Genomic DNA, 20,647 nt, shown 5'->3' on the forward strand with positions numbered 1-20,647 from the left:
ATGCTATGCCACAAACAATCACAGAAAAAATATTTTCAGATCATGTAGGTTATGAAGTTTATGCGGGACAAATCATAGAATGCCCCATAGATATGGTTATAGGAAACGATATAACAACGCCAATTTCAATAAAAGCTTTTGAAAAAAGCGGTGCAAAAAAACTTGCAAACCCAGATGGTTTTAGCATAGTATTAGACCACTTCATACCGCCAAAAGATATAGCCTCAGCAAATCAAGCAAAAATAAATAGAGACTTTGCTTACAAACACAATCTTAAAAACTTTTTTGATGAAAAAGATATGGGTATTGAACACGCTCTTTTGCCACAAAAAGGTTTAGTTGTGCCAGGAGATGTTATAATAGGAGCCGATTCACACACCTGTACGCACGGTGCACTTGGTGCATTTTCAACAGGCATGGGCTCAACCGACATTGCATTTGCAATGATTAGTGGTAAAAATTGGTTTAGAATTCCATCTAGTATAAAAGTTATTTTTAGCGCAAAGTTACCAAAATTCGTTTATGGAAAAGATCTCATACTTGAAGTTATAAGACAAATTGGCGTTGATGGGGCACTTTATAAAACATTAGAGTTTTGTGGCGATAGTATAAAAGAGCTAAGTATGGATGATAGATTTTCGCTTTGCAATATGGCTATAGAAGCTGGAGCAAAAAATGGAATTATCGCAGCTGATAATATAACAAAAGAATTTTTAAAAGATAAAAATTTAGCAAGAGAGCCAAAATTTTTCTACTCGGATAAAGACGCCGTATACGAAAAAATTTTAAACATAGATGTAAGCAAACTTGAACCAATAGTAGCATATCCGCATTTGCCAAGCAATGGCAAAAGCATAAGCGTTGCAAAAAAAGATAATCTAAGTGTAGATCAAGTTTTCATTGGAAGCTGTACAAATGGTCGCTTAAGCGATTTAAGGATAGCCGCACAAATCTTAAAAGGAAAAAAAGTCGCACAAAAAACAAGACTTATCATAACTCCAGCAACACAACAAATCGCAAGAGAAGCAGAAAAAGAAGGGCTAATAGAAATTTTTATAAACGCTGGAGCATTAGTAAGCAATCCAACATGTGGAGCATGTCTTGGTGGGTATATGGGTATTTTAGCTAAAAATGAACGCTGCGTTGCTACAACAAACAGAAATTTCATAGGTAGAATGGGCGATAGAACTAGCGAAATTTACCTTGCAAACTCAGCAGTTGCCGCAGCTTCTGCAATAGCAGGGAAAATAGCAGATCCAAGAGATTTGTAAAAATGTTTAAACATTGCGTTATATTAGCAGGTGGAAAAAGCTCAAGAATGGGAAGCGATAAAACAAAGCTTCCTTTTGGGGAATTTGAAACTTTAGTTGATTTTGAAGTAAGCAAATTTGATAAAATTTTTCAAAACATTTATATCAGCTCAAAAAACCATAAATTTTCAGATAAATTTAAAACCATAGAAGATAAATTTGAAAACTTTTCTCCAATGGGAGCACTATGGCAAATACTTTCAAATTTTAAAGATGAGTATATTTTCATAGTTCCAGCAGATATGCCCTTTATAAGCATACAAACTATAAATTTGCTTTATGAAAATTTGCAAAATTCAGACATAATAAACCCAAGAGATGATGAATTTACGCACTCTTTATGTGGATTTTTTCATTCAAAAGTTGCTAGTATTGCAAAAGAATTATATGAAAACAATATACACAAAATAGGCTTTTTAAGACAAAAATGCAATGCAAAAACATTATATTTTAAAAATAATAATGAGTTTTTTAACATCAACACACCGCAAGATTACCAAAAAGCTAAAGAATTTCTGTTACAAATTTAAATATTTTGAGAGAATACACACTAAAAGATTTTATAAAATAACAAAAAGGGATAGCCTTTTGGCAATCCCTTTTATATTTATGATATTAGATTATTGTTTTAATTGAAGTAAGGTATTTAACATTTGATCACTTGTAGTGATGGTTTTAGAACTTGCTTGGAAACCTCTTTGTATAACAATAAGATTTGTCAAAGCCCTACTTAAATCAACATTACTCATCTCTAACGCACTTGATTGAATTTTTCCTCTACCTGCAGTTATAGCCTCACCTATGATAGCTTCCCCTGAGTTTGGAGAAACGGAAAATAGAGTTCCGCCCTCGCTTGTTAGACCCTCATTATTTATAAATTTAGCCATAGCAATCTTAGCAAGACCAAGACTGCGACCATTTGTAAAGCTACCTATGATAGTTCCAGATTCATCTATCTTTATACCATCTAAATCTCCGCCCTTATAACCATCTTGAGTAAAAAATTTGGTATGTGATTTTGCATCATGAGCCACAAGACCATCTGAATCACCGGCTGTTCCAAGATCTAATAAAATCGGTTGTCCTCCAATAGAACCGTTATTTGAACTATATTGAATGCTAGTAGGATAATATGTTGCAAGTGTTCCATCTGGATTAAATGTAACTTCGCCTACAACCAAATTTGATGGAAGCGTTGTATTGCTAGAAAAGTTTATTTTTGCTGGTTCTGGTACTTGAATAATAATTTTCCATCTAGTTCCGCCATTATCAGCATAACCTTCCTTAATAAAGTCAAATTTTATATCTTTTGTTCCGCCAAGAGAATCATAAATAGGAGTTGTGGTGCTATGAGCCGATATATAACTGGCTTGAGTAGTCTTTGGATAATCGTTTGCATTTAATGCTCCCCTCATTGGAGACATAACTTCTGTAAATCTTATATTTTCTCCTATATTATTTGCAGGATCTGTTAAACCTGTTATATATAAATTCATTGCTTTACCCGACTTATCAGGATTATCTGTAAATTTATTTTTTATTTCAAACTGACCTTCTTTGTTTACAGATACTTCTACTCCCATATTTTTATCATCATCGGTTTTTCCATCTTCTCCATTATAATCAACATTTACTCTAGCATCTTCTTGCATAGCGTGTCTTAAGTCGTCCGTAGAATGAAAAAATCTTTCCGCTTTATCATCATAAGCATCTTTTCCAGCAGCTATAGTGCTTGATGGCAATTTTGGATCTGCTTTTGGATCTTTATATGTGCCAATTTGTGCAGTTGTGTATTTATATTGATAAGCTGTTATAATCTTGTTTTCCTCTATACCAAGACCTTCGTTAACATCTGTAATTTTGATATTTTTTGTTTTATCTGTAGTTCCTAAATCATTTTGGTTTGCTAGTTGTATTTGAGAACCATTTATCACCACAGCTTTAACCCCAGTTTCTTGAGAATGCCCATTTATAAGCCTTGCAAGATCTGCTATACTATTTACTGTTCCTTTTATTTGTGTTTCATTTATAGTTACATCAAAACCAGAACCATTTACGGGATCAATAGCATCTATATCAATTGGTTGCGTTTTAGCTGTGGCATAACTAACCCATATACCTTGACCCTCTCTTAGATTATAAGCTTGTCCTTTTTGATTGTGAAGTATGCCCATATCTACTGCTTTTTCTACTAATTTATAATCGCTATTTTTGGTATTTTTAAAAGCATCGTCTATATTTTCATCATGTAATTCAGCTTTGCCTTCAGCCTTTCCATCACCATTTCTATCTGTATATCCACGAAATGAATCTAACTCATAAATAGGAATTTTTTCATCACCTATATTATCTCCAGTATTTAGAGTAGCTGCTATATCAAGCTTAGTTGTTGCCTTTGCTGGCATTGTAAGATCGGGTTTTACAATTATATTTTTCACTTGACTTGTTGAATCTATTTTGCCTGTTTCTTCATCTCTCATCCAACCTTGCACAATATAACCAGCATTATTAACAAAATTTCCATATTTATCAAAAAGAAAGTCGCCATTTCTAGTATATTTTTGAGTATAGCCGCCATCGCCACTAACTATAAAAAATCCATCGCCTTGTATAGCAACATCTGTTAATTTTTCTGTAGTTTGAACTGAGCCTTGTTTAAAAATTTTTGTAACACTTGTAACACTTGTTCCAAGCCCAACTTGCATACTATTTGTACCTCCAAGATCGCCTTGAGGACCTGTTGCAATCTTAGATGTTTGACTCATCATATCTTCAAAATTTGCTCTTGAGTATTTATATCCTGTCGTACTAACATTTGCTATGTTGTGTCCTTCAACATCCATTGCTATTTGGTGTGCTCCAAGTCCAGATACTCCGGACCAAAGTGATCTCATCATAGTTTTATCCTTTTATATAATTTTATTAAAAGTATAAAAGCAAAATATGTTCCAAAATTATTTTTTATTAGATTGAAGCTTAAAAAGATAAAAGAAGCAAAATGCTTCTTTTATCTAAAAAAGTGTCTAGCAAACACTTTTAACATTTATAGCAAGACCGCCAAGAGATGTTTCGCGGTATTTTGAGTTCATATCTTTACCAGTTTCATACATAGTCTTTATAACATCATCAAGTCCAACTCTAGGTGTGCTTTTTCTTGTTAGTGACATTTTAGCAGCAGAAATCGCTTTTATAGCACCAAAAGCATTTCTTTCTATACAAGGAATTTGCACAAGTCCATCAACAGGATCACAAGTAAGACCTAAATGGTGTTCCATTGCTATTTCAGCAGCACTACAAGCTACGATAGCACTTCCGCCACTAACAGTTGCCATAGCAGCAGCAGCCATTGAACTTGCACTTCCTATCTCAGCTTGACAACCAGCCTCAGCACCACTTATAGAAGCATTTTTTTTATAAAATGAGCCTATTAGCATGGCAGTTAGTAAAAACTCTATAGCTTTTTCTTCACTAAAAATTTTGGTGTGATTCTTAAGATATAGCATTACGGCTGGAACCACAGCACAAGCACCATTTGTAGGAGCGGTTACTACCTTGGCTCCACTTGCGTTTTCTTCGGCTATAGCTATAGCATATAAAGATACATAATCAAGTATAGCCATTGGATCATCGCTTGCATAAAGTCTTTCGTAAAGCCCTTTTGCTCTTCTATGAAGCTTTAAATTTCCTGGTAAATCTAGACTTTTTGGATTTATACCAGCTGCAAATGCTTCTTGCATTACATCCCAAATTTCCAAACAATACTCTTTTATCTCTTGAAGCGAGTGGAATTGAAGCTCATACTCTAAAGATAGTTTTGCCAAATTCCATCCATTTTTACTGCATATTTCTAAAGCATCTTTGGCATTATTTATACTCATAAAACCATCTGGCAATTTTTCTTCTTTTTTGCCATCTTTTAGATATATCTCAAGCTCAACTTTACTCATAACAAAACCGCCACCGATAGAATAATATGTTTTTTCTTCTACTAAACTACCATTACTATAAGCACTAATTACTAGACCATTTTCATGAAGCGGTAAAAAATCTTTGTGAAAAACAATATCTTTATTGTAATCAAAGGATATCTGTTTTTTATCACATAGTTTCAAAACTCCATCGTTCAAAGCTCTGTTATTAATATCTTCTTGCGCAGATGAATTTATAGTTTTTGGCTCTAAACCACTAAGTCCCCATAAAAGAGCTTTATCAGTTAAATGCCCTTTGCCAGTTAGCGACAAAGAGCCATATAAATCTATTTTGATTTTATCGATTAAATCTAGCTTATCTTCTATAAGTTTGCAAAATAAATTTCCAGCAATAAGTGGTCCAAGAGTATGAGAAGACGATGGACCAACTCCTATCTTAAAAATATTTAAATTGCTCAAATTTTATCCTTAAAATGTAAAAATAACTGTTATTATAGTTAAAAGTCCAGTTATAAAAACAAAAGCATCTAAAGCTTTGTTTTGGAACTTTTTAAGTTTTGAAACTGTATAGATAGCAATCATCGGCATTATAAATAAAATAGCTGCGATAATTGGTCCTCCTAAATTTTCTATGAAACCTAAAACGCTTGGATTTTCATAAGCTGTAAAAAGCATTATTATATACATTACAGCAGTAGAAATAACAGCTATTTTTTTCATATTTGGATTTTCATTTCCGCTTAATTTTGCACATTTTCTTACTATTCCATAGCACCCTTCTCTTGCACCAAAATAGTGCCCAAAAAACGAACTCGCGATAGCTAAAAATGCAACTGCCGGACCACCATAAGATATCAACGGATTATCAAGTTTATTTGCAAAATATGATAGAATTGGGATATTTTGCGCTCTTGCATCAGCAAATTCAGCTGGCGTTAAAGATAAAGAACAGCTCATTACAAAAAACATAACAAAAGTTAAAAGCATTATAGAAGTTCTTAGTAAAATTTGATTTGCTTTTTCAACTGGATTATCTGGATACTCTCTTTTTACACTTAGTGAAAAAGTTGAAATCGCAGGAGAGTGATTAAATGAAAATACCAAAACAGGAAGTGTTAACCAAACAACCATAAAAAACTTACTAGCATCAGGTATGGCACTAAAACTCTCAAAATTCCACTGAGGTATTAAATACAAAGAAAAAACTAACAAAATAGCACACAAAGGATAAACTAAAAGCTCACAAACTCTAGTTATAAACTCTTCGCTAAAAAGCATAATTAACATAAATGTGCTAACTAAAACAAAAGCAAAAATAGCTCTATAAAATGGAGTAAGATTTCCTATAACTCTTCCAAATTCATTTGTACTTGTTGCATACATTGAGCTTATGAAAGTATGCATAGCTGAGTTTGAATCCAAAAGTGGTAAAAGTTGATTAAAAATAAAACTTTCAAATGTATTTGTGATACCTACACAATACGCTAAACAAATTGGAAAAATAGCAAAAAAGTAAAGCACAGATATAAATACGCTTATCTTTCTACCAAAATACTCCTCAGCTGCGTAAGTAATATCATGATCACTTCCTTCTGCTTGACAAACAAAACGACTAAGCGCTCTATGACTTAAATATACCATTGGAAAAATGATAAAACACATCACTACAACTGGCCAAAAACCACCTGTTCCAGCTTTAATTGGCAAGTATAAAATACCTGCGCCAACAGCAGTTCCAAACAAAGAGAACATCCAACGCTTATCGAACTTATTCCAAGTAAGATTACTTTGCATATTTTAAACCTTTATGTATAAATTAAACACTTATAGTAAATCAAATAGCGGTATATACGCTAATTTACAGAACTATAGCTTTTCAGACTTAAATTATGTCTTTTTAAACCTTTACTTTTTATTAAATATAATAAATATTTATTAAATTTTACAAAAATGTGTCTTTTTGTAATAAAGTTTGATATAATTTTATCAAAAAAAGGTTGCAAAATGACAGAAGAATTAAGAGATCAATCGTTAAATTCCTTGCAGAAGCGCTAGGAAGCAATTATGAAGTTATACTCCATGATATCAACAAACCAGGAGCAAACATCGCAGCTATATCCAATTCTCATATAAGTGGAAGAAGTACAAACTCACCGATTACCGGATTTGCACTTGAGTTAATGCAGTCAAAAAAATACCTAGAGACTGATTATATAACAAATTATAAAGCAAAAAGCAAATTAAACCAGAATATAACCGGATCAACTTTATTTATAAAAAATGGTGAAAATTTAGTTGGAATGTTGTGTATAAATCATGATACGAGTAAATTTGAAACACTTTCTAATGAAATTTTAAAACTTGGGAATTTAGATCCAAAAGAATCAAAGGTGATAATAGAAGAAGCCGTTGAACAATTAAATGAAAGTTTAGAAGAAATAATAGAAAATATATTAAATATAAGCCCTCAAGACACACATAAACTAAAACCTAAACAGCGTATAGCATGTATAATAAAGCTATACGAAAAAGGTATTTTTAATGTAAAAAACTCCATACCAAAAGTTGCTAAATATATGGAAATATCAGAATCTAGTATTTATAGATATTTACAAAATATACAAAAAAATAGTTAATTTTTATTTGGCATATAAACTATGACTTCGCCACATTTTTTACAAACAAATTTAGCTCCGCATTTGATTTTTTCATGAATCTCGGCTGTAACAAAACGACTTTTACAAGAACAAACATAGCAAAATTTATCATCTTGTTTTGTAGTTTTTGATTCTTGCGAAGTGGCAAAAGTAGCTTTTCGTCTCCAAGATTCTATTTTCATATCCTCTTGCAAAATATGTTCTAGTAGCCATTTTTTAGCAATTACACTAAGCTGCTCTTTCATATCATTTGTATTATGAATTTTGCTAATAAGGCGAACCATACTTTGAATTATATAGCTATGAATTTTTTTATGCTCATCTAATTTAGGATATCCTATGGAAAGCATATATTCTTCTTCATCTGAAAAATGAATTTTCATATACTCAAAAAAACCATTCAAAACATCTTTTATTTGCTGTTTTGAAACATATTTATTTTCTAGGTTATAAGCAACAGCGGCAAGTTCAAAAAGTTTTTTATGCTGAGCATCTATACTTTCGTTATTTATACTATAAGAATCTTCCCAAGTAGGTAACATTTTGCCTCTTTAAAATTAAATAATATATTATATCAAAACTATAATTTAATTACAATATAAATATATTTTAAATAATCAAATTATTGTATCAATAATCCTCTTCTTCATCCTCATCGTCATAGCTATAATCACCCTCATCATATAAAAACGAACCATTACCACTATTTTCATCGTAATCAAAATCAAAATCTTCGTTATCTACAAACTCATCTTCATTATATTCGCTATTTTCATTATACATTATTACGTCCTTATGTTTTAAATTTTAACTTACATATTTTGTAGTAAGTTTTAAACCATTTGTCTCAATTATATTTAAAATTTTTAATATTATATCTTGTTTTACTTTAATATAATCATTTTTATTTATAGGTATTGTAAAAAATTCAATCTTTACAACAATTCCGCTATCATTCAAATCATCCAACCAAACATAATATCCACTTTTATATCCAGCCAAATCATCTACTGAAATCATATTTTTACGATATTTTAAAAAATCATATTCATCATTTACCACATCATTTATATTAGTTGATGTTTGTGGATGATTTACTATCAAATTTTCTATATCTTTTATACATTTTTCAACATCAAAAAGTGTTGTTTCATAACTAATATTTAGTGTCATTGTAACAAGTCTGCCAACAGTTCTTCTATTCCAATTTCTTATTGTGCTATCTATTATTTTTGAGTTTGGAACATATAAAAGAGAGTTATCAGATGTTCTAATTGCTGTTTTTCTAAGCCCTGTTTCAACAATAGTCCCTTCTATATTGCCACCAATTACCACAGAATCACCTTGCGAAAAAGAGTTATCAAAAATTACCATTATAGATGCGAAAAAGTTAGCTATTATGTCTTTTGTTGCAAGAGCTATGGCTAAACCGCCAATTCCAAGTGAGGCTATGATGGTAGAAACATCAAAACCAATGCTGTTTAACATAAGAAGAATAGCTATAATAAATATCATTATATAAGCTATTTTTATAATTAAATTTATAACCTCTTTTCTATTACTTTTTTTAGCTATTTTGCTAAAAAGTATCATCCCATAACCGTCTAGTATACCAGTTATCAACCATGCATAAAATATTATATAAGTTATAGAAAATATCTTATAAAAAATAGCAGGAACAGGAGAAGGATAATAAACCATATCTATACAAATATCTATCGCATATGCGATAAGCAAAATTCCCATAGGCTTTTTTATGGTATTTACAGCTTGTATTCTAAGTGCCTCTGAACCGCTTTTTTGTTTTAAAAATACTTTTTCAAAAATAAACAATAGTATCTTTGCTAACACTCTTCTTAAAGAGTAAAATAGTAACGTTATGACAACTATAAAGATTGTTTTTCCTGAATTTATGCCATAAGGCGCTAAATTTATTTTTGAGTTTATGTAATTAAGCGTGTTTTTTAAATTTAAAAAATTAAAAACAAAACTGCTTTCTAAAATTGAGATATTTTCAAGCAAATAATCAAATATTTCCATATAAGTTTCTTGATTTATTCTAAGTGCTTGAAAATTACTTCCTATATCAAGCAATACATCTTTATCTAGTTTTTCATATACTTCTTTTATTTCTATATAATCTTTAGTTTGTAAAGATAATATGGCTTTTTGAATCACATTAGATATATCTTTTTTACTACTTCTATTTATATACATTTTTTCTATTTTTAACAAAGCTGTATAAAAAATTTCTCCTATTTCTATATTATAATAATCCATCCTAGCTACCATATATTCTTTTGATTTTTTAGGATATTTCTCTAGCTTATAAGCAATCTGTTTTCTAATATCAATATAATTTAAAAGTTGTTCATAAGATATCTTTTGATTTGTTATGGCAGATGGAATTTTTTCAAATAATTTTATTTTATCTTTTTTTAAACTATTTAAATCATCAATGCTTGCATTTCTATCTTGTAAAATTTTGATTTGATAATTTAAATTTTTAATATCATTAACCAAAAAACTCAACGATTTTTTGCTATCTGTTTTGATATCTGATATATTTTCATCAACTATTTTTTGAGCTACAAGTTCTGCTATTTCAAGTGTTTGATTACCATCTTTTTTAGCTTTGCTTAAATTTACCAACTTGCTTGCTATCTTTTCTACAGCCTTTTTAGTATCATTTTCATCCACACTTAAAAGTGTTTCATCTATACTTTGTTGAAGCTCGTTTGAACTAGCCCCATGAAGCGATATAAAAAACAGAAAAAATACAACAAAAAGTTTATTTATCATTTGATTTATCATTTTCACCTATAAATTTAAATTGTTTAGAATTAAAATCATACTCGAAAATTTCTCCTGTCTCTATGATATAGTGCCAACCATGTATATTTATTTTGCCAGATTCAAATTTCTCTTTAAGGGTAGGAAATGTGAGTATATTATCAATTGAGTTAATTATATTTAATCTCTCTGTTACCCAGCTTCTTTTTGAGACATTATCTCCATAAACTTCCGATACAGCGTGTTTTATAGGAGATAATATCTCAAGCCATTTTCTAACATTTGGAATATTTTCAAATTTACTCTTATCATAGTAAAGTGCTTCACAGCCACCGCAATTACTATGCCCACATATAACAATATTTTTTAAATCAAAAACATTTATCGCATATTCTATAGCTGAAGTTGTAGCCAAAAATTCATCACTTAATCTATAAGGAGGAACTATATTTGCAATATTTCTAACAACAAAAAGTTCGCCTGGTTTAGAACTTGTTATCAAACTTGGCACAACTCTAGAATCAGAGCAACCTATAAAAAGCGTGTGCGGTGTTTGCATTGAGCTTAAACTTACAAAAAGATCTTTATGTTCTAAATATCCATTTTCCATAAATTCATTAACACCATCAAAAAGTGAATTATTTATAAAAATTTGCTCGTTCATAAATTTCCTTAATCATAATTGTATAAATTTAAAATTAGAGATTATAGCAAAATATAAATTTGATAAATATTATAATTTTTTTGTTTCTAAAACATACAATTTATGTTTTATTTATATAAATTTGGTTAAATTTGGGCAAAAATAAAAAAGGAGATTTAGATGAGTTTATATGATAGAAACTATATCGAGAATGAAGCTAGCAATAGCTACTCGCAAAGTCAAAGTCTGCAAAGTAGCAGAAGTGAATTTATCAAAAAAACATATCAATTTTTAGCTGCGTCTCTGCTTGCAGCCACAGCTGGTGCATATGTTGGTATGAGTATGGGTGTTGGACCTTCTTTATGGATGCTTATTTTAGAAATAGGTCTTTTAGTAGGTTTAATGTTTGCTAAGAAAAATCCAACTTTGGCAGTAATTTTGCTTTTTGCATTTACATTTGTTTCTGGCTTTACACTAGCACCGACATTAAATTTTTACCTTGCTGCTGGAATGGGCTCAGTTATAACTCAAGCTTTCTTGCTTACAACAGTTGCTTTTGGTGGTCTTAGCATATTTGCATTTAATACAAAAAAAGATTTTAGTTCAATGGGCAAAATGTTATTTATAACCCTTATTGTAGTGTTTGTTGCTATGATTATAAATATTTTCATGCAAAGCCCTATGCTTCAAATAGTCATAGCTTCTGTTTGTGCTATATTATTTAGTGCTTATATACTTTATGATACACAAAACATTATAAGAGGGAACTATGATTCTCCTATACTTGGGGCAGTTGCATTATATCTTGATATCATAAATCTTTTTGTTGCACTTCTTCAAATTTTAGGTATATTTAATAACAATGACTAAAAAATTAAATAAGTTGGAATTTATACTCCAACTTATTTTAATCACAAAAAAGTTTAACCATAATTTTATTAAAAATATTATATAATCTATCCCTTAATTTTATATATTTAAGGATTATTTAGTGGAAACTATACTGCTTATTTTTCAATTTGTAATAGTTATAATTCTAACCATAACAGTATTACTACAAAAAAGCTCTTCTATAGGACTTGGTGCATATAGCGGAAGCAATGAAAGTCTTTTTGGTGCAAAAGGTCCGGCTGGATTTTTGGCTAAATTTACTTTTTTTCTTGGCGTTCTTTTTATCATAAACACACTTGCTTTAGGCTATATGTATAATAAAACTTCAAATAAATCAGTTTTAGATAGAGTTGATAGCAAAAATATTGTTACCCCACAAAAAAATATCGAAAATAACTCTAGCTTGATACCAGAAGTACCTGTAAATTCAGTACCAGCAACACCAAAAGATACAAATCAAACTAAGTAAAACTATGCGTTATATATGTGTATTGCTGTTTTTTGTAAATTTTATTTATGGCGATGCACATATTTTTAATTACCATAGATTTGATGATTATAGATATCAAAGTACAAATATAAGCACAAAAAAACTTATACAAAACTTTGAATACTTAAAAAAACATAATTACGAAGTAGTACCGCTTGAAAAACTGCTTCTTACTATAAATAGCGGTCAGCCAGTCCCTAATAACTGGGTTGTCCTTACAATAGATGATGGTTATAAAAGTTTTTATAACAACGGTCTTGAAATTTTTAAAAAATACAACTATCCATTTACTTTATTTATCTATATAAAAGCTATAGAAAGCAATTATGGCGACTTTTTGACAAAAGATATGATAAAAGAGATATCTAAATTTGGAAATATACAACTACATGGATATTCTCATGCAAATTTGGTAAATATGAGTAATGACGAGATAAAAAAAGATTTTACCAAAGCAATTAATTTTTTTGAAAAAAATCTAGGATACAGACCAAAATGTATATCATATCCATATGGATACTATAGTAATAGGGTTAATCAAATAGCAAAAGAAAATGGGTTTGAATGTATATTAACTCAAAATTATGGAGCGGTTTTTTCTCAAACAAAAAATATTATATTAGATAGATCATCTTTTAATGATGAAACAAAACAAGATGTAATGTTAGCCATAGAATATTTAGATGTAAATTGGACAAAGCCGCTAAATTTTCCAAAAAATGGTTTTATAGACGATATAAAAGCTAATTTAAGTGATAAAAATATAAAAAAAGCAAAACTTTTTATAAGTGGGTATGGTTGGAAAAATGTTGATATAATAGACGGGACGTTAAATTTCACATTAAATAAACCTATAAAAAAAGATAAATTTAAAATAATATTAAAAGCAGGCAAAAAAGAAAATACAAACTTCATCATAAAGGATAAATATGTTAAATGAAATTTATGAAAATCAAAAAAATCTTAGCGATAAAGCCATAGAAGCTTTAAAAAAAGATTTTCACACACTAAGAACAGGTAAAGTCAACATAAGTATAGTTGATGGAATTTTTGTTGATTACTACGGCAATCCAACGCCATTAAATCAAGTAGCTACAGTTTTAGCAACAGATGCGACAACAATAACAATAACTCCATGGGAAAAACCTATGTTAAAAACTATAACAGCTGCAATACAGGCTGCAAATATAGGCGTAAATCCAAATAATGACGGAGAATGCGTGAAATTATTTTTCCCTCCTATGACAAAAGAAGAGCGTGAAAAAAACGCAAAACAGGCAAAAGCCATGGGTGAAAAAGCAAAAATTAGTATTAGAAATATAAGAAAAGACGCAAATGATGATATAAAAAAACTAGAAAAAGAAAAATCAGTTCCAGAAGATGGAATTAAAAAAGCATATGATGAAGTCCAAAAGATAACAGATAACTATTCAAATAAGATTGATTCTCTGGTAAAAGATAAAGAAAGCGAACTTTTAAAGGTATAAGTTATGGATATAAAGCAAATTTATCAAGATTGTGGTGCATTTTTGCAAGGACATTTTTTACTAACTAGCGGAAATCACTCTGAGTTTTATCTTCAAAGTGCGAAAGTGCTTGAAAATCCTATGCTTGCAGGTAAATTAGCTGATGAACTTTTTTTGATAATAAAAAAATATGGTATAGAATTTGACTCAGTTTGCTCTCCTGCAATTGGTGGTATTTTGGCAGGATATGAACTGGCAAGATCTGGCAAAAAAAGATTTATATTTACAGAAAGAGTTGAAAAAGTTATGTGCCTAAGAAGAGGCTTTGAGGTAAAAAAAGGCGAAAAATTTATCATATGCGAAGATATCGTCACAACTGGCGGCTCAGCATTAGAAAGTGCAAAAGTTATAGAAAATCTTGGCGGCATTGTTGTTGGATTTGCAGCTTTGGCAAATCGTGGATTTTGTGAAGTTACAAATTTAAAAAACAAAAGAAAAGATAATTGCAAACTTCCATTTGATAAGCCATTTTTCACTCTTGGAAATTTTGATTTTGAAATTTATGAACCACAAAATTGCCCTTTATGCAAAAATGGCAGTATTGCTATAAAACCCGGTAGTCGTGGAAACTAAGTGTCTAAAACAAAAGTTATAATAGCAAACCCGATAGATAGGATAAAGGCATTTTTTATAGATATGTTTTTGATATCAATGCCGATTTTATACATAACTGCTTATATTTTTTTAGATGGAAAAGACGCTTTTAGACAAAATCAACTTGCCATATCAATTGATTGGGCTATGTATGGTATCATAATATCCATTTTTTTTGCAAAATCAGCCCAATCTCCTGGATATAGAGCACAAGATATCTATCTTATAGATGCAATCAGCGGAAAAAAAGTGTCTTTTTTAAAATCCATTTTTAGATATATTTGTTTTTTAATATCAGGAATGAGTATTTTTGGGCTTTTAATATGCTTTTTTAGAAAAGATAAACTATGTCTGCACGACTTACTAAGCAAAAGTATAGTTGTTACAAAAAAATCATAATTTTATATTAAGAGTTTATTCATCTTATTTTGATAAAATTTTTTAAATTTTAATTTTATAGGAGAAAAAATGTCTACAGTTACATTTCAAGGCTCAACAGTTAATTTGCAAGGTGAAAATATTAGCATTGGCGATATGGCTCCAGTTGTTGAAGTAGTTGGTCAAGATTTAAAGCCAATAAAAGTTGGCGGATCAAGCGATAAAGTGCAAATTTTGATAGCAGTTCCTTCTTTAGATACTGGTGTTTGTGCTACTGAAACAAGAAAATTTAATCAAAACGCAGCAAATCAAGAAGGTGTAAAATTAACAGTTATATCAATGGATCTTCCTTTTGCTATGGGTAGATTTTGCTCAACTGAAGGCATAGAAAATCTAACAGTTGGAAGTGATTTTAGAAATAAAGATTTTGCAAATGCATATGGTATTTTGATGAAAGATGGTCCGTTAGCTGGACTTTGTGCTAGAGCAATATTTGTAGTTGGGAAAGATGGCAAAATAATTCACAAAGAGTTAGTTTCAGAAGTTACAACAGAGCCTGATTATGAAGCTATCAAAAAATCTTTAAATGGAAGCGGAAGCTGCGGTTGTAGTTGTAGTTGCAACAACTAATATGACAAATCCCCTAAATACGGGGATTTATTCAAAAAAAGTTTCTTTATGTATATTTGTAAAAGCTGTCTTTAAACTAGTAAAAAATTTTGGATTTTCTTTTTCTAAATTTGAAAGAAGTTGTTTTGTTTCATATCTTGCGTGCGGCATTTTTACATCAAATCTCATAGCAGGACAAGCCTCATCTCCTATAACTTGAAGTGAATTTCTAATAGCATTATCTCTAAGCTGTCTCTCTCTTACTTCTATAAGTGGTCTTATGAGCACTAAACCATTTTTAGCTGTGTATTTTGGAGCAAGAGTTCTTAAAGCACCATTGTATGTAAAATTCATAAAAAAACTCTCTGCTGCATCATCTAAATGATGAGCAATTGCAAGTTTATTGTATCCGCCATTTAATGCATAAGTATAAAGATGCCCTCTTCTCATTCTTGAAAAAAAACTACAAAAGCTTGAATTTTTGCGTATTTTATCTTTTGAAATTTCAAATATAGAACTATCTATAATCTCATGTTCAATCCCATGCTCTTTACAATGATTTATAAGATATGAAAAATCTTCACCCATTCCATAGCTTAGCGTTACAGCCTTAAATTCCCATTTTACTGGACTAACGCTACAAAAATGCTTCATTATATGAGCTAATGCCAAACTATCTTTGCCACCACTTAATCCAAGTAAAATCTTATCTCCGTCTTCAAACATACTGTATTTTGCATTTGTTCTACCAACTTGTCTCAAAAGATTTTTTGAAATTTCAATCATATCATGTCAACCATTTTTAAAATAAAATCTGCACTATTTTTCGCACTCTCAACTAAAAATTTATCAAAATCAAATTCAGCTCCACCGCTAGCCTCATCACTTATAGCACGAAGTATAAAAAATGGTACCCCAAGCGATACACAAACAAGAGCAACTGATGCACCCTCCATCTCTACTGCATCAGCTTTAAATGTTTCTTTTATCCACTCTTTTCTTTCTTTACTGCATACAAACTGATCCCCACTTGCTATAATTCCACTCATTAAATTTATCCCAAGTTTCCTAGCAACATCGTTTGCTAGTGCATTTAGTCTAACATCGCTTTTAGAAAAAACATCAATTCCTGGAACATATCCATATGGATGACCAAAAGCCGTTATATCCAAATCATGCTGAACAAGTGATGTAGCATAAAGTATATCGCCTATTTTCAAATCTTCATTTAAAGCTCCTGCAACACCTGTAAAAAGCAAAATTTCAGCCCCAAATTTTTCTATCATTATGGTTGCACTTAGAGATGAATTTACTTTGCCTATTTTAGAATAAGCAATAATTAATTCGTGATTTTTATAGTTTGCTATATAAAATTTATTATTACCATGAGAAATTACATCATATTTAAGCGTTTGCAATAATGGAAAAATTTCCTCCTCCATTGCTCCAAGAATAGCTATTTTCACTTATTTCTCCTCCATTATTTTACAAAATTCATCAAGCGATTTTATATCAAAAATAGCATAAGTTGGCTTTTGTGTGATTTTTTTATTCATTCCTTTTAAAACACTAGATCCAATTTCTACAAAAAAATCTACTTCGTTTTCTATATTTTGTATACTTTGTTTGTATAAAACTGGTTTTACTAATTGCTCTTTTAGCAAAACAAGGGCTTCATTTTTTGTATTATAAGACTTAGAGCTAACATTTGAAATAACTTTTAAAAAACTATTTTTTATGATTGGCTCTATCTCATTTACTAATTTATCACAAGCTAAATTTAAAATTGGACAATGGCTGGCAACACTCATATTTAAAAGCATTGCTCTTTTTGCTCCAGCTTCTTTGAAAACAGTTTCAGCATTTGCAAGGTCTTTTTTTAATCCAGCTATTACTATTTGTCCATTGCAGTTGTAGTTAGCTGCCCAAATTTGTGCTCCATCTTTCCTAGCATTATCGCAAATTTGCTCTACCTTTTCATCATCTAAATCCAAAACAACCATCATTGAGGCATCTTTACCAGAACAAGCTTCTTGCATAAATTTACCACGCAAATTTACCAATCTTATAACTTCTCTTAACTCTATTGCGCCATTTGCACCAAGAGCAGCAAATTCTCCTAAAGAATGTCCCAAACCAAGGCTTTGTTTTAAATTTAGTCGCTCTTGCAAAGCAAGTAATATCATAAATGAATTGAGCACAATAGCAGGTTGTGTAAATTCGCTTATATTTAAATTTTCATTTTCACTAAAAAGCAATTTTTTAAAATCTATCTTACATAAATCACTGCTAGTGTCTAAAAGTTCTCTTGCTACACTAAATTCTTCATATATATCAAAGCCCATTCCCGGTTTTTGAGAGCCTTGTCCTGGGAAAATAAATCCTATTTTATCCATAAAAATACCTAAAAATTATTTATCGTGTTTATGTCCGCCGCAGCATTCATGGTCTTTTTCATGATGGTGACCACCGCAGCATTCGTGTTCGTGATGATGTCCGCCGCCACAACATTTGTGATCTTTTTCATGGCTATGTCCGCCACAAGAACAAACATGAGCATTAGCAACATTACCTGTTAAAATTTCATCCTCCGTAGCATCTCTAATATCAGTAATTTTTACATTAAATTCCAAATCCTTGCCAGCGTATGGATGATTAAAATCAACTATCACTGTTTTTTCGCCTATATTTTTTACAATAACTCTAGCAGTTGTGCCGTCCTCTCCTTCTCCAAAAAGCTCCATGCCTTCATGTAAATCTATACCGGCAAATTGCTCTTTATCTATCTCTTGAAGTGCCTTATCATCATATTCTCCAGCTGCGTCAACTGCTTTTATGTTTATAAGTTTTTCTTCGCCTATGCCCATTTTACAAACTTCTTTTTCTAAAGCCTCGATAATATGACCTCTGCCTGTAAGAAACGATATCTCTTGATGATTAAAATTGGATTCTAAAATATCTTTTGTATTTGCATCTTTTAACTCATAAAACATTGATATTACTTTGTTTTGCATATTCTCTCCTAATAAATTTGTATGATTGTAGCATATTATAAATAACAAATTTATAAACCATAATTAAAAGATAATGAAGTTTTATTGAAAATTATAAAAATTAAATTTAAGTGTTTTACTAAAACAACTTTTTTATAGCTGTTTTAGTAAATTTTTTAATGAAGCATTTCTATGTATGAAATCGCACCAAGTCCAGCTATAGCACCGTCACTTGCAGCACACACAACTTGACGAGGAGCATCTATTCTGATATCGCCAGCAGCAAACAGACCCTCGATGGATGTTTTCATTTTCAAATCCACTATAACTTCGTTATTTTTACTTATATCACATAGATAAGATCCATCAGTTTGCTTTAAAACATCATTATTTACATTAAGTCCAACAAAGGTAAAAATACCAGGAACTTTTATATCTCTAGTTTTTCCATCATTAAATTTAACAATGACATCTGTAACGCCGCTTTTATCGCCTTTTATCTCATCAACAACGCCATTTAAAACTAACTCTATTTTTTGATTTTTCTTTACTTTTTCCACAGTAACTGGCGCGGCTCTAAAAGCATCTCTTCTATGAACTAGATAAACTTTTGAACATATATTTGCTAAGTAAAGTGCTTCTTCTAATGCCGTATCTCCGCCACCAACTACAACTACTTCTTTATTTTTATAAAAAAAACCATCGCAAGTTGCACATGTGCTTACGCCTCTGCCAAAAAACTCATCTTCGCCCTTACAACCAACTTTTTTAGGAACAGCACCAGTACAAACAATCACAGTTTTAGCTTTTACTTCTTTATTGCCCTCTAAAATAACGCTAAATGTTTTGTCATCGTTTTTGATTACTCTTTCAACTAAAGCCATTTCGTGCTTTAGCCCAAAACGTTGAGACTGCTCTATCCAAGGTGTCATAAAATCCATTCCGTTTTGAACTTGTGCGACTCCTGGATAATTCTCTAGCTCAGAACTAGATGTTATCTGACCTCCGGGCATTCCTTTGTCAAACATAATAACATTTTTTAGCCCACCGCGAGTTGCATAGAGTCCTGCACTAAGCCCAGCTGGTCCTCCACCAATAATTGCCAAATCAAGCATATCTAAAACCTAAATTACAATAGTGCGTTTAGCTTATCGCTTAAAGCTTGTTTTGATTGTGCTCCTATAACTTGATCTTTTAATTCACCATCTTTGAAAAATAGTATTGTAGGGATTGATCTTATGCCATATTGAGCAGCCAAATCTTGAGCTTCATCAGTATTTACTTTACAAACTTTAGCTTTTCCTTCAAAATCAGCAGCCAACTCTTCTATAACTGGAGCAAGCATCCTGCAAGGTCCGCACCACGGAGCCCAAAAATCAACTAAAGCAACACCACTTTTTACTTCATCAAAATTTGAAGCATCTAATTCTATGTATTTTCCCATTATTTTCTCCTAAATTTATTTGTATGCCATTATACTAAAAAAATATTAAATCAAACACTAACATTTTGTATAAAATCTATTTGATTTTTCTGTATTATTATCACATCAACTTGAAAATCATTAGCAATATTATGTTTTTGTATATATAAATTTATAGCCTTTAAAATTTTATTATATTTACTTTTAGTAATGCGATATAAAGCCTCATAGTTGCCAGCTGTAGCTTTTACTTCAATAAAATGATAGATATCATCTTTTTTAGCGATTATATCTATCTCACCAACTTTTGTTTTATAATTTCTACAAACTATATCAAAAGACTCTTTTTTTAAAAAACTAACAGCATTATCTTCACTATCAAAACCAAAAATATACTCTTTTAGTCCCAAG

Annotated in this window: 24 protein-coding genes; 10 read left to right on the top strand and 14 right to left on the bottom strand. The window is 30.6% G+C overall.

The window, feature by feature from the left end; genetic code table 11:
- Nucleotides 1-5: 5 nt before the first annotated feature.
- Entirely contained in the window at nucleotides 6-1,271 is a 1,266-nt protein-coding gene (leuC, locus tag CSPT_RS07280; protein ID WP_089182982.1) for a 3-isopropylmalate dehydratase large subunit, read from the top strand.
- Between the two features lie 2 nt (nucleotides 1,272-1,273).
- Complete coding sequence (locus CSPT_RS07285; protein WP_089182983.1) at nucleotides 1,274-1,840, top strand: molybdenum cofactor guanylyltransferase; 567 nt, start codon at nucleotides 1,274-1,276, stop codon at nucleotides 1,838-1,840.
- A 90-nt stretch (nucleotides 1,841-1,930) separates the two neighbouring features.
- Here CSPT_RS07285 and flgE read toward each other — a convergent pair whose 3' ends face one another.
- From flgE to CSPT_RS07300, 3 genes are all read right to left on the bottom strand, one after another.
- A complete protein-coding gene (flgE, locus tag CSPT_RS07290; protein ID WP_089182984.1) occupies nucleotides 1,931-4,207 on the bottom strand; it encodes a flagellar hook protein FlgE in 2,277 nt (758 codons plus the stop codon).
- 126 nt (nucleotides 4,208-4,333) lie between these two features.
- Nucleotides 4,334-5,698 (bottom strand): L-serine ammonia-lyase, encoded by a 1,365-nt coding sequence (locus tag CSPT_RS07295; protein WP_089182985.1) that lies wholly within the window; start codon nucleotides 5,696-5,698, stop codon nucleotides 4,334-4,336.
- Nucleotides 5,699-5,707: 9 nt separating this feature from the next.
- Nucleotides 5,708-7,033 carry an aromatic amino acid transport family protein gene (locus CSPT_RS07300; RefSeq protein ID WP_089182986.1) on the bottom strand — a complete coding sequence of 442 codons (1,326 nt, stop codon included), beginning with the start codon at nucleotides 7,031-7,033 and terminating at the stop codon, nucleotides 5,708-5,710.
- A 203-nt stretch (nucleotides 7,034-7,236) separates the two neighbouring features.
- On the opposite strand from CSPT_RS07300, the gene CSPT_RS07305 reads away from it, so the two are divergent.
- Nucleotides 7,237-7,875 carry a helix-turn-helix transcriptional regulator gene (locus tag CSPT_RS07305; RefSeq protein ID WP_089182987.1) on the top strand — a complete coding sequence of 213 codons (639 nt, stop codon included), beginning with the start codon at nucleotides 7,237-7,239 and terminating at the stop codon, nucleotides 7,873-7,875.
- Here CSPT_RS07305 and CSPT_RS07310 read toward each other — a convergent pair.
- The 4 genes from CSPT_RS07310 to CSPT_RS07320 form a co-directional block, all read right to left on the bottom strand.
- Nucleotides 7,872-8,438, bottom strand: coding sequence for a bacteriohemerythrin (locus CSPT_RS07310; protein ID WP_089182988.1), 567 nt, complete (start codon nucleotides 8,436-8,438; stop codon nucleotides 7,872-7,874). The genes CSPT_RS07305 and CSPT_RS07310 overlap by 4 nt on opposite strands.
- Before the next feature lie 88 nt (nucleotides 8,439-8,526).
- Nucleotides 8,527-8,679: a hypothetical protein gene (locus CSPT_RS09095; protein WP_161492196.1), complete on the bottom strand. Its 153-nt coding sequence runs from the start codon at nucleotides 8,677-8,679 to the stop codon at nucleotides 8,527-8,529.
- A gap of 24 nt (nucleotides 8,680-8,703) precedes the next feature.
- Nucleotides 8,704-10,698, bottom strand: coding sequence for a mechanosensitive ion channel family protein (locus CSPT_RS07315; protein WP_170228717.1), 1,995 nt, complete (start codon nucleotides 10,696-10,698; stop codon nucleotides 8,704-8,706).
- Entirely contained in the window at nucleotides 10,688-11,353 is a 666-nt protein-coding gene (locus tag CSPT_RS07320) for a carbonic anhydrase (RefSeq protein ID WP_089182990.1), read from the bottom strand. The genes CSPT_RS07315 and CSPT_RS07320 overlap by 11 nt, the downstream gene beginning before the upstream one ends.
- Nucleotides 11,354-11,512: 159 nt before the next feature.
- Here CSPT_RS07320 and CSPT_RS07325 point away from each other — a divergent pair, with 159 nt between their 5' ends.
- From CSPT_RS07325 to tpx, 7 genes are all read left to right on the top strand, one after another.
- Nucleotides 11,513-12,202, top strand: coding sequence for a Bax inhibitor-1/YccA family protein (locus CSPT_RS07325; RefSeq protein WP_089182991.1), 690 nt, complete (start codon nucleotides 11,513-11,515; stop codon nucleotides 12,200-12,202).
- A 121-nt stretch (nucleotides 12,203-12,323) separates the two neighbouring features.
- Nucleotides 12,324-12,692: a preprotein translocase subunit SecG gene (gene secG, locus CSPT_RS07330; RefSeq protein ID WP_089182992.1), complete on the top strand. Its 369-nt coding sequence runs from the start codon at nucleotides 12,324-12,326 to the stop codon at nucleotides 12,690-12,692.
- A gap of 4 nt (nucleotides 12,693-12,696) precedes the next feature.
- Nucleotides 12,697-13,653: a polysaccharide deacetylase family protein gene (locus CSPT_RS07335; protein WP_089182993.1), complete on the top strand. Its 957-nt coding sequence runs from the start codon at nucleotides 12,697-12,699 to the stop codon at nucleotides 13,651-13,653.
- The gene (gene frr / locus CSPT_RS07340; RefSeq protein ID WP_089182994.1) at nucleotides 13,643-14,200 is read left to right on the top strand and encodes a ribosome recycling factor; all 558 of its coding nucleotides are present in this window, start codon (nucleotides 13,643-13,645) and stop codon (nucleotides 14,198-14,200) included. Before CSPT_RS07335 ends, frr begins: the two co-directional genes overlap by 11 nt.
- Before the next feature lie 3 nt (nucleotides 14,201-14,203).
- Nucleotides 14,204-14,812, top strand: coding sequence for an orotate phosphoribosyltransferase (gene pyrE / locus CSPT_RS07345; RefSeq protein ID WP_089182995.1), 609 nt, complete (start codon nucleotides 14,204-14,206; stop codon nucleotides 14,810-14,812).
- On the top strand, nucleotides 14,813-15,232 hold the full coding sequence (locus CSPT_RS07350) for an RDD family protein (RefSeq protein ID WP_089182996.1): 420 nt from the start codon (nucleotides 14,813-14,815) through the stop codon (nucleotides 15,230-15,232).
- A gap of 69 nt (nucleotides 15,233-15,301) precedes the next feature.
- Nucleotides 15,302-15,841: a thiol peroxidase gene (gene tpx, locus CSPT_RS07355; protein WP_089182997.1), complete on the top strand. Its 540-nt coding sequence runs from the start codon at nucleotides 15,302-15,304 to the stop codon at nucleotides 15,839-15,841.
- A 27-nt stretch (nucleotides 15,842-15,868) separates the two neighbouring features.
- Here tpx and CSPT_RS07360 read toward each other — a convergent pair whose 3' ends face one another.
- From CSPT_RS07360 to CSPT_RS07390, 7 genes are all read right to left on the bottom strand, one after another.
- Nucleotides 15,869-16,606 carry a tRNA 2-thiocytidine biosynthesis TtcA family protein gene (locus CSPT_RS07360; RefSeq protein ID WP_089182998.1) on the bottom strand — a complete coding sequence of 246 codons (738 nt, stop codon included), beginning with the start codon at nucleotides 16,604-16,606 and terminating at the stop codon, nucleotides 15,869-15,871.
- A complete protein-coding gene (locus CSPT_RS07365) occupies nucleotides 16,603-17,286 on the bottom strand; it encodes a 5'-methylthioadenosine/adenosylhomocysteine nucleosidase (protein WP_089182999.1) in 684 nt (227 codons plus the stop codon). The genes CSPT_RS07360 and CSPT_RS07365 overlap by 4 nt, the downstream gene beginning before the upstream one ends.
- The gene (gene fabD / locus CSPT_RS07370) at nucleotides 17,287-18,216 is read right to left on the bottom strand and encodes an ACP S-malonyltransferase (RefSeq protein ID WP_089183000.1); all 930 of its coding nucleotides are present in this window, start codon (nucleotides 18,214-18,216) and stop codon (nucleotides 17,287-17,289) included.
- 15 nt (nucleotides 18,217-18,231) lie between these two features.
- A complete protein-coding gene (locus CSPT_RS07375; protein ID WP_089183001.1) occupies nucleotides 18,232-18,834 on the bottom strand; it encodes an FKBP-type peptidyl-prolyl cis-trans isomerase in 603 nt (200 codons plus the stop codon).
- Between the two features lie 155 nt (nucleotides 18,835-18,989).
- Nucleotides 18,990-19,928 carry a thioredoxin-disulfide reductase gene (gene trxB, locus CSPT_RS07380; RefSeq protein ID WP_089183002.1) on the bottom strand — a complete coding sequence of 313 codons (939 nt, stop codon included), beginning with the start codon at nucleotides 19,926-19,928 and terminating at the stop codon, nucleotides 18,990-18,992.
- Between the two features lie 14 nt (nucleotides 19,929-19,942).
- Nucleotides 19,943-20,257, bottom strand: a complete 315-nt coding sequence (trxA, locus tag CSPT_RS07385; RefSeq protein ID WP_033916312.1) for a thioredoxin — start codon at nucleotides 20,255-20,257, stop codon at nucleotides 19,943-19,945.
- 50 nt (nucleotides 20,258-20,307) lie between these two features.
- On the bottom strand, nucleotides 20,308-20,646 hold the full coding sequence (locus tag CSPT_RS07390) for a YraN family protein (RefSeq protein ID WP_089183003.1): 339 nt from the start codon (nucleotides 20,644-20,646) through the stop codon (nucleotides 20,308-20,310).
- Nucleotide 20,647: the final 1 nt, after the last annotated feature.

It is taken from the genome of Campylobacter sputorum subsp. sputorum, assembly GCF_008245005.1.
Classification (GTDB): domain Bacteria; phylum Campylobacterota; class Campylobacteria; order Campylobacterales; family Campylobacteraceae; genus Campylobacter_F; species Campylobacter_F sputorum.

Excerpts from the sequence above, each read along its gene's own strand:
- trxA (WP_033916312.1), bottom strand. The coding sequence starts at position 20,257 with ATGGGAAAATACATAGAATTAGATGCTTCAAATTTTGATGAAGTAAAA.
- CSPT_RS09095 (WP_161492196.1), bottom strand. The coding sequence starts at position 8,679 with ATGTATAATGAAAATAGCGAATATAATGAAGATGAGTTTGTAGATAAC.
- tpx (WP_089182997.1), top strand. The coding sequence starts at position 15,302 with ATGTCTACAGTTACATTTCAAGGCTCAACAGTTAATTTGCAAGGTGAA.
- CSPT_RS07315 (WP_170228717.1), bottom strand. The coding sequence starts at position 10,698 with ATGATAAATAAACTTTTTGTTGTATTTTTTCTGTTTTTTATATCGCTT.
- CSPT_RS07360 (WP_089182998.1), bottom strand. The coding sequence starts at position 16,606 with ATGATTGAAATTTCAAAAAATCTTTTGAGACAAGTTGGTAGAACAAAT.
- CSPT_RS07285 (WP_089182983.1), top strand. The coding sequence starts at position 1,274 with ATGTTTAAACATTGCGTTATATTAGCAGGTGGAAAAAGCTCAAGAATG.
- CSPT_RS07325 (WP_089182991.1), top strand. The coding sequence starts at position 11,513 with ATGAGTTTATATGATAGAAACTATATCGAGAATGAAGCTAGCAATAGC.
- pyrE (WP_089182995.1), top strand. The coding sequence starts at position 14,204 with ATGGATATAAAGCAAATTTATCAAGATTGTGGTGCATTTTTGCAAGGA.
- CSPT_RS07335 (WP_089182993.1), top strand. The coding sequence starts at position 12,697 with ATGCGTTATATATGTGTATTGCTGTTTTTTGTAAATTTTATTTATGGC.
- CSPT_RS07310 (WP_089182988.1), bottom strand. The coding sequence starts at position 8,438 with ATGTTACCTACTTGGGAAGATTCTTATAGTATAAATAACGAAAGTATA.
- fabD (WP_089183000.1), bottom strand. The coding sequence starts at position 18,216 with ATGGATAAAATAGGATTTATTTTCCCAGGACAAGGCTCTCAAAAACCG.
- CSPT_RS07375 (WP_089183001.1), bottom strand. The coding sequence starts at position 18,834 with ATGCAAAACAAAGTAATATCAATGTTTTATGAGTTAAAAGATGCAAAT.
- CSPT_RS07320 (WP_089182990.1), bottom strand. The coding sequence starts at position 11,353 with ATGAACGAGCAAATTTTTATAAATAATTCACTTTTTGATGGTGTTAAT.
- frr (WP_089182994.1), top strand. The coding sequence starts at position 13,643 with ATGTTAAATGAAATTTATGAAAATCAAAAAAATCTTAGCGATAAAGCC.
- CSPT_RS07300 (WP_089182986.1), bottom strand. The coding sequence starts at position 7,033 with ATGCAAAGTAATCTTACTTGGAATAAGTTCGATAAGCGTTGGATGTTC.
- flgE (WP_089182984.1), bottom strand. The coding sequence starts at position 4,207 with ATGATGAGATCACTTTGGTCCGGAGTATCTGGACTTGGAGCACACCAA.
- leuC (WP_089182982.1), top strand. The coding sequence starts at position 6 with ATGCCACAAACAATCACAGAAAAAATATTTTCAGATCATGTAGGTTAT.
- trxB (WP_089183002.1), bottom strand. The coding sequence starts at position 19,928 with ATGCTTGATTTGGCAATTATTGGTGGAGGACCAGCTGGGCTTAGTGCA.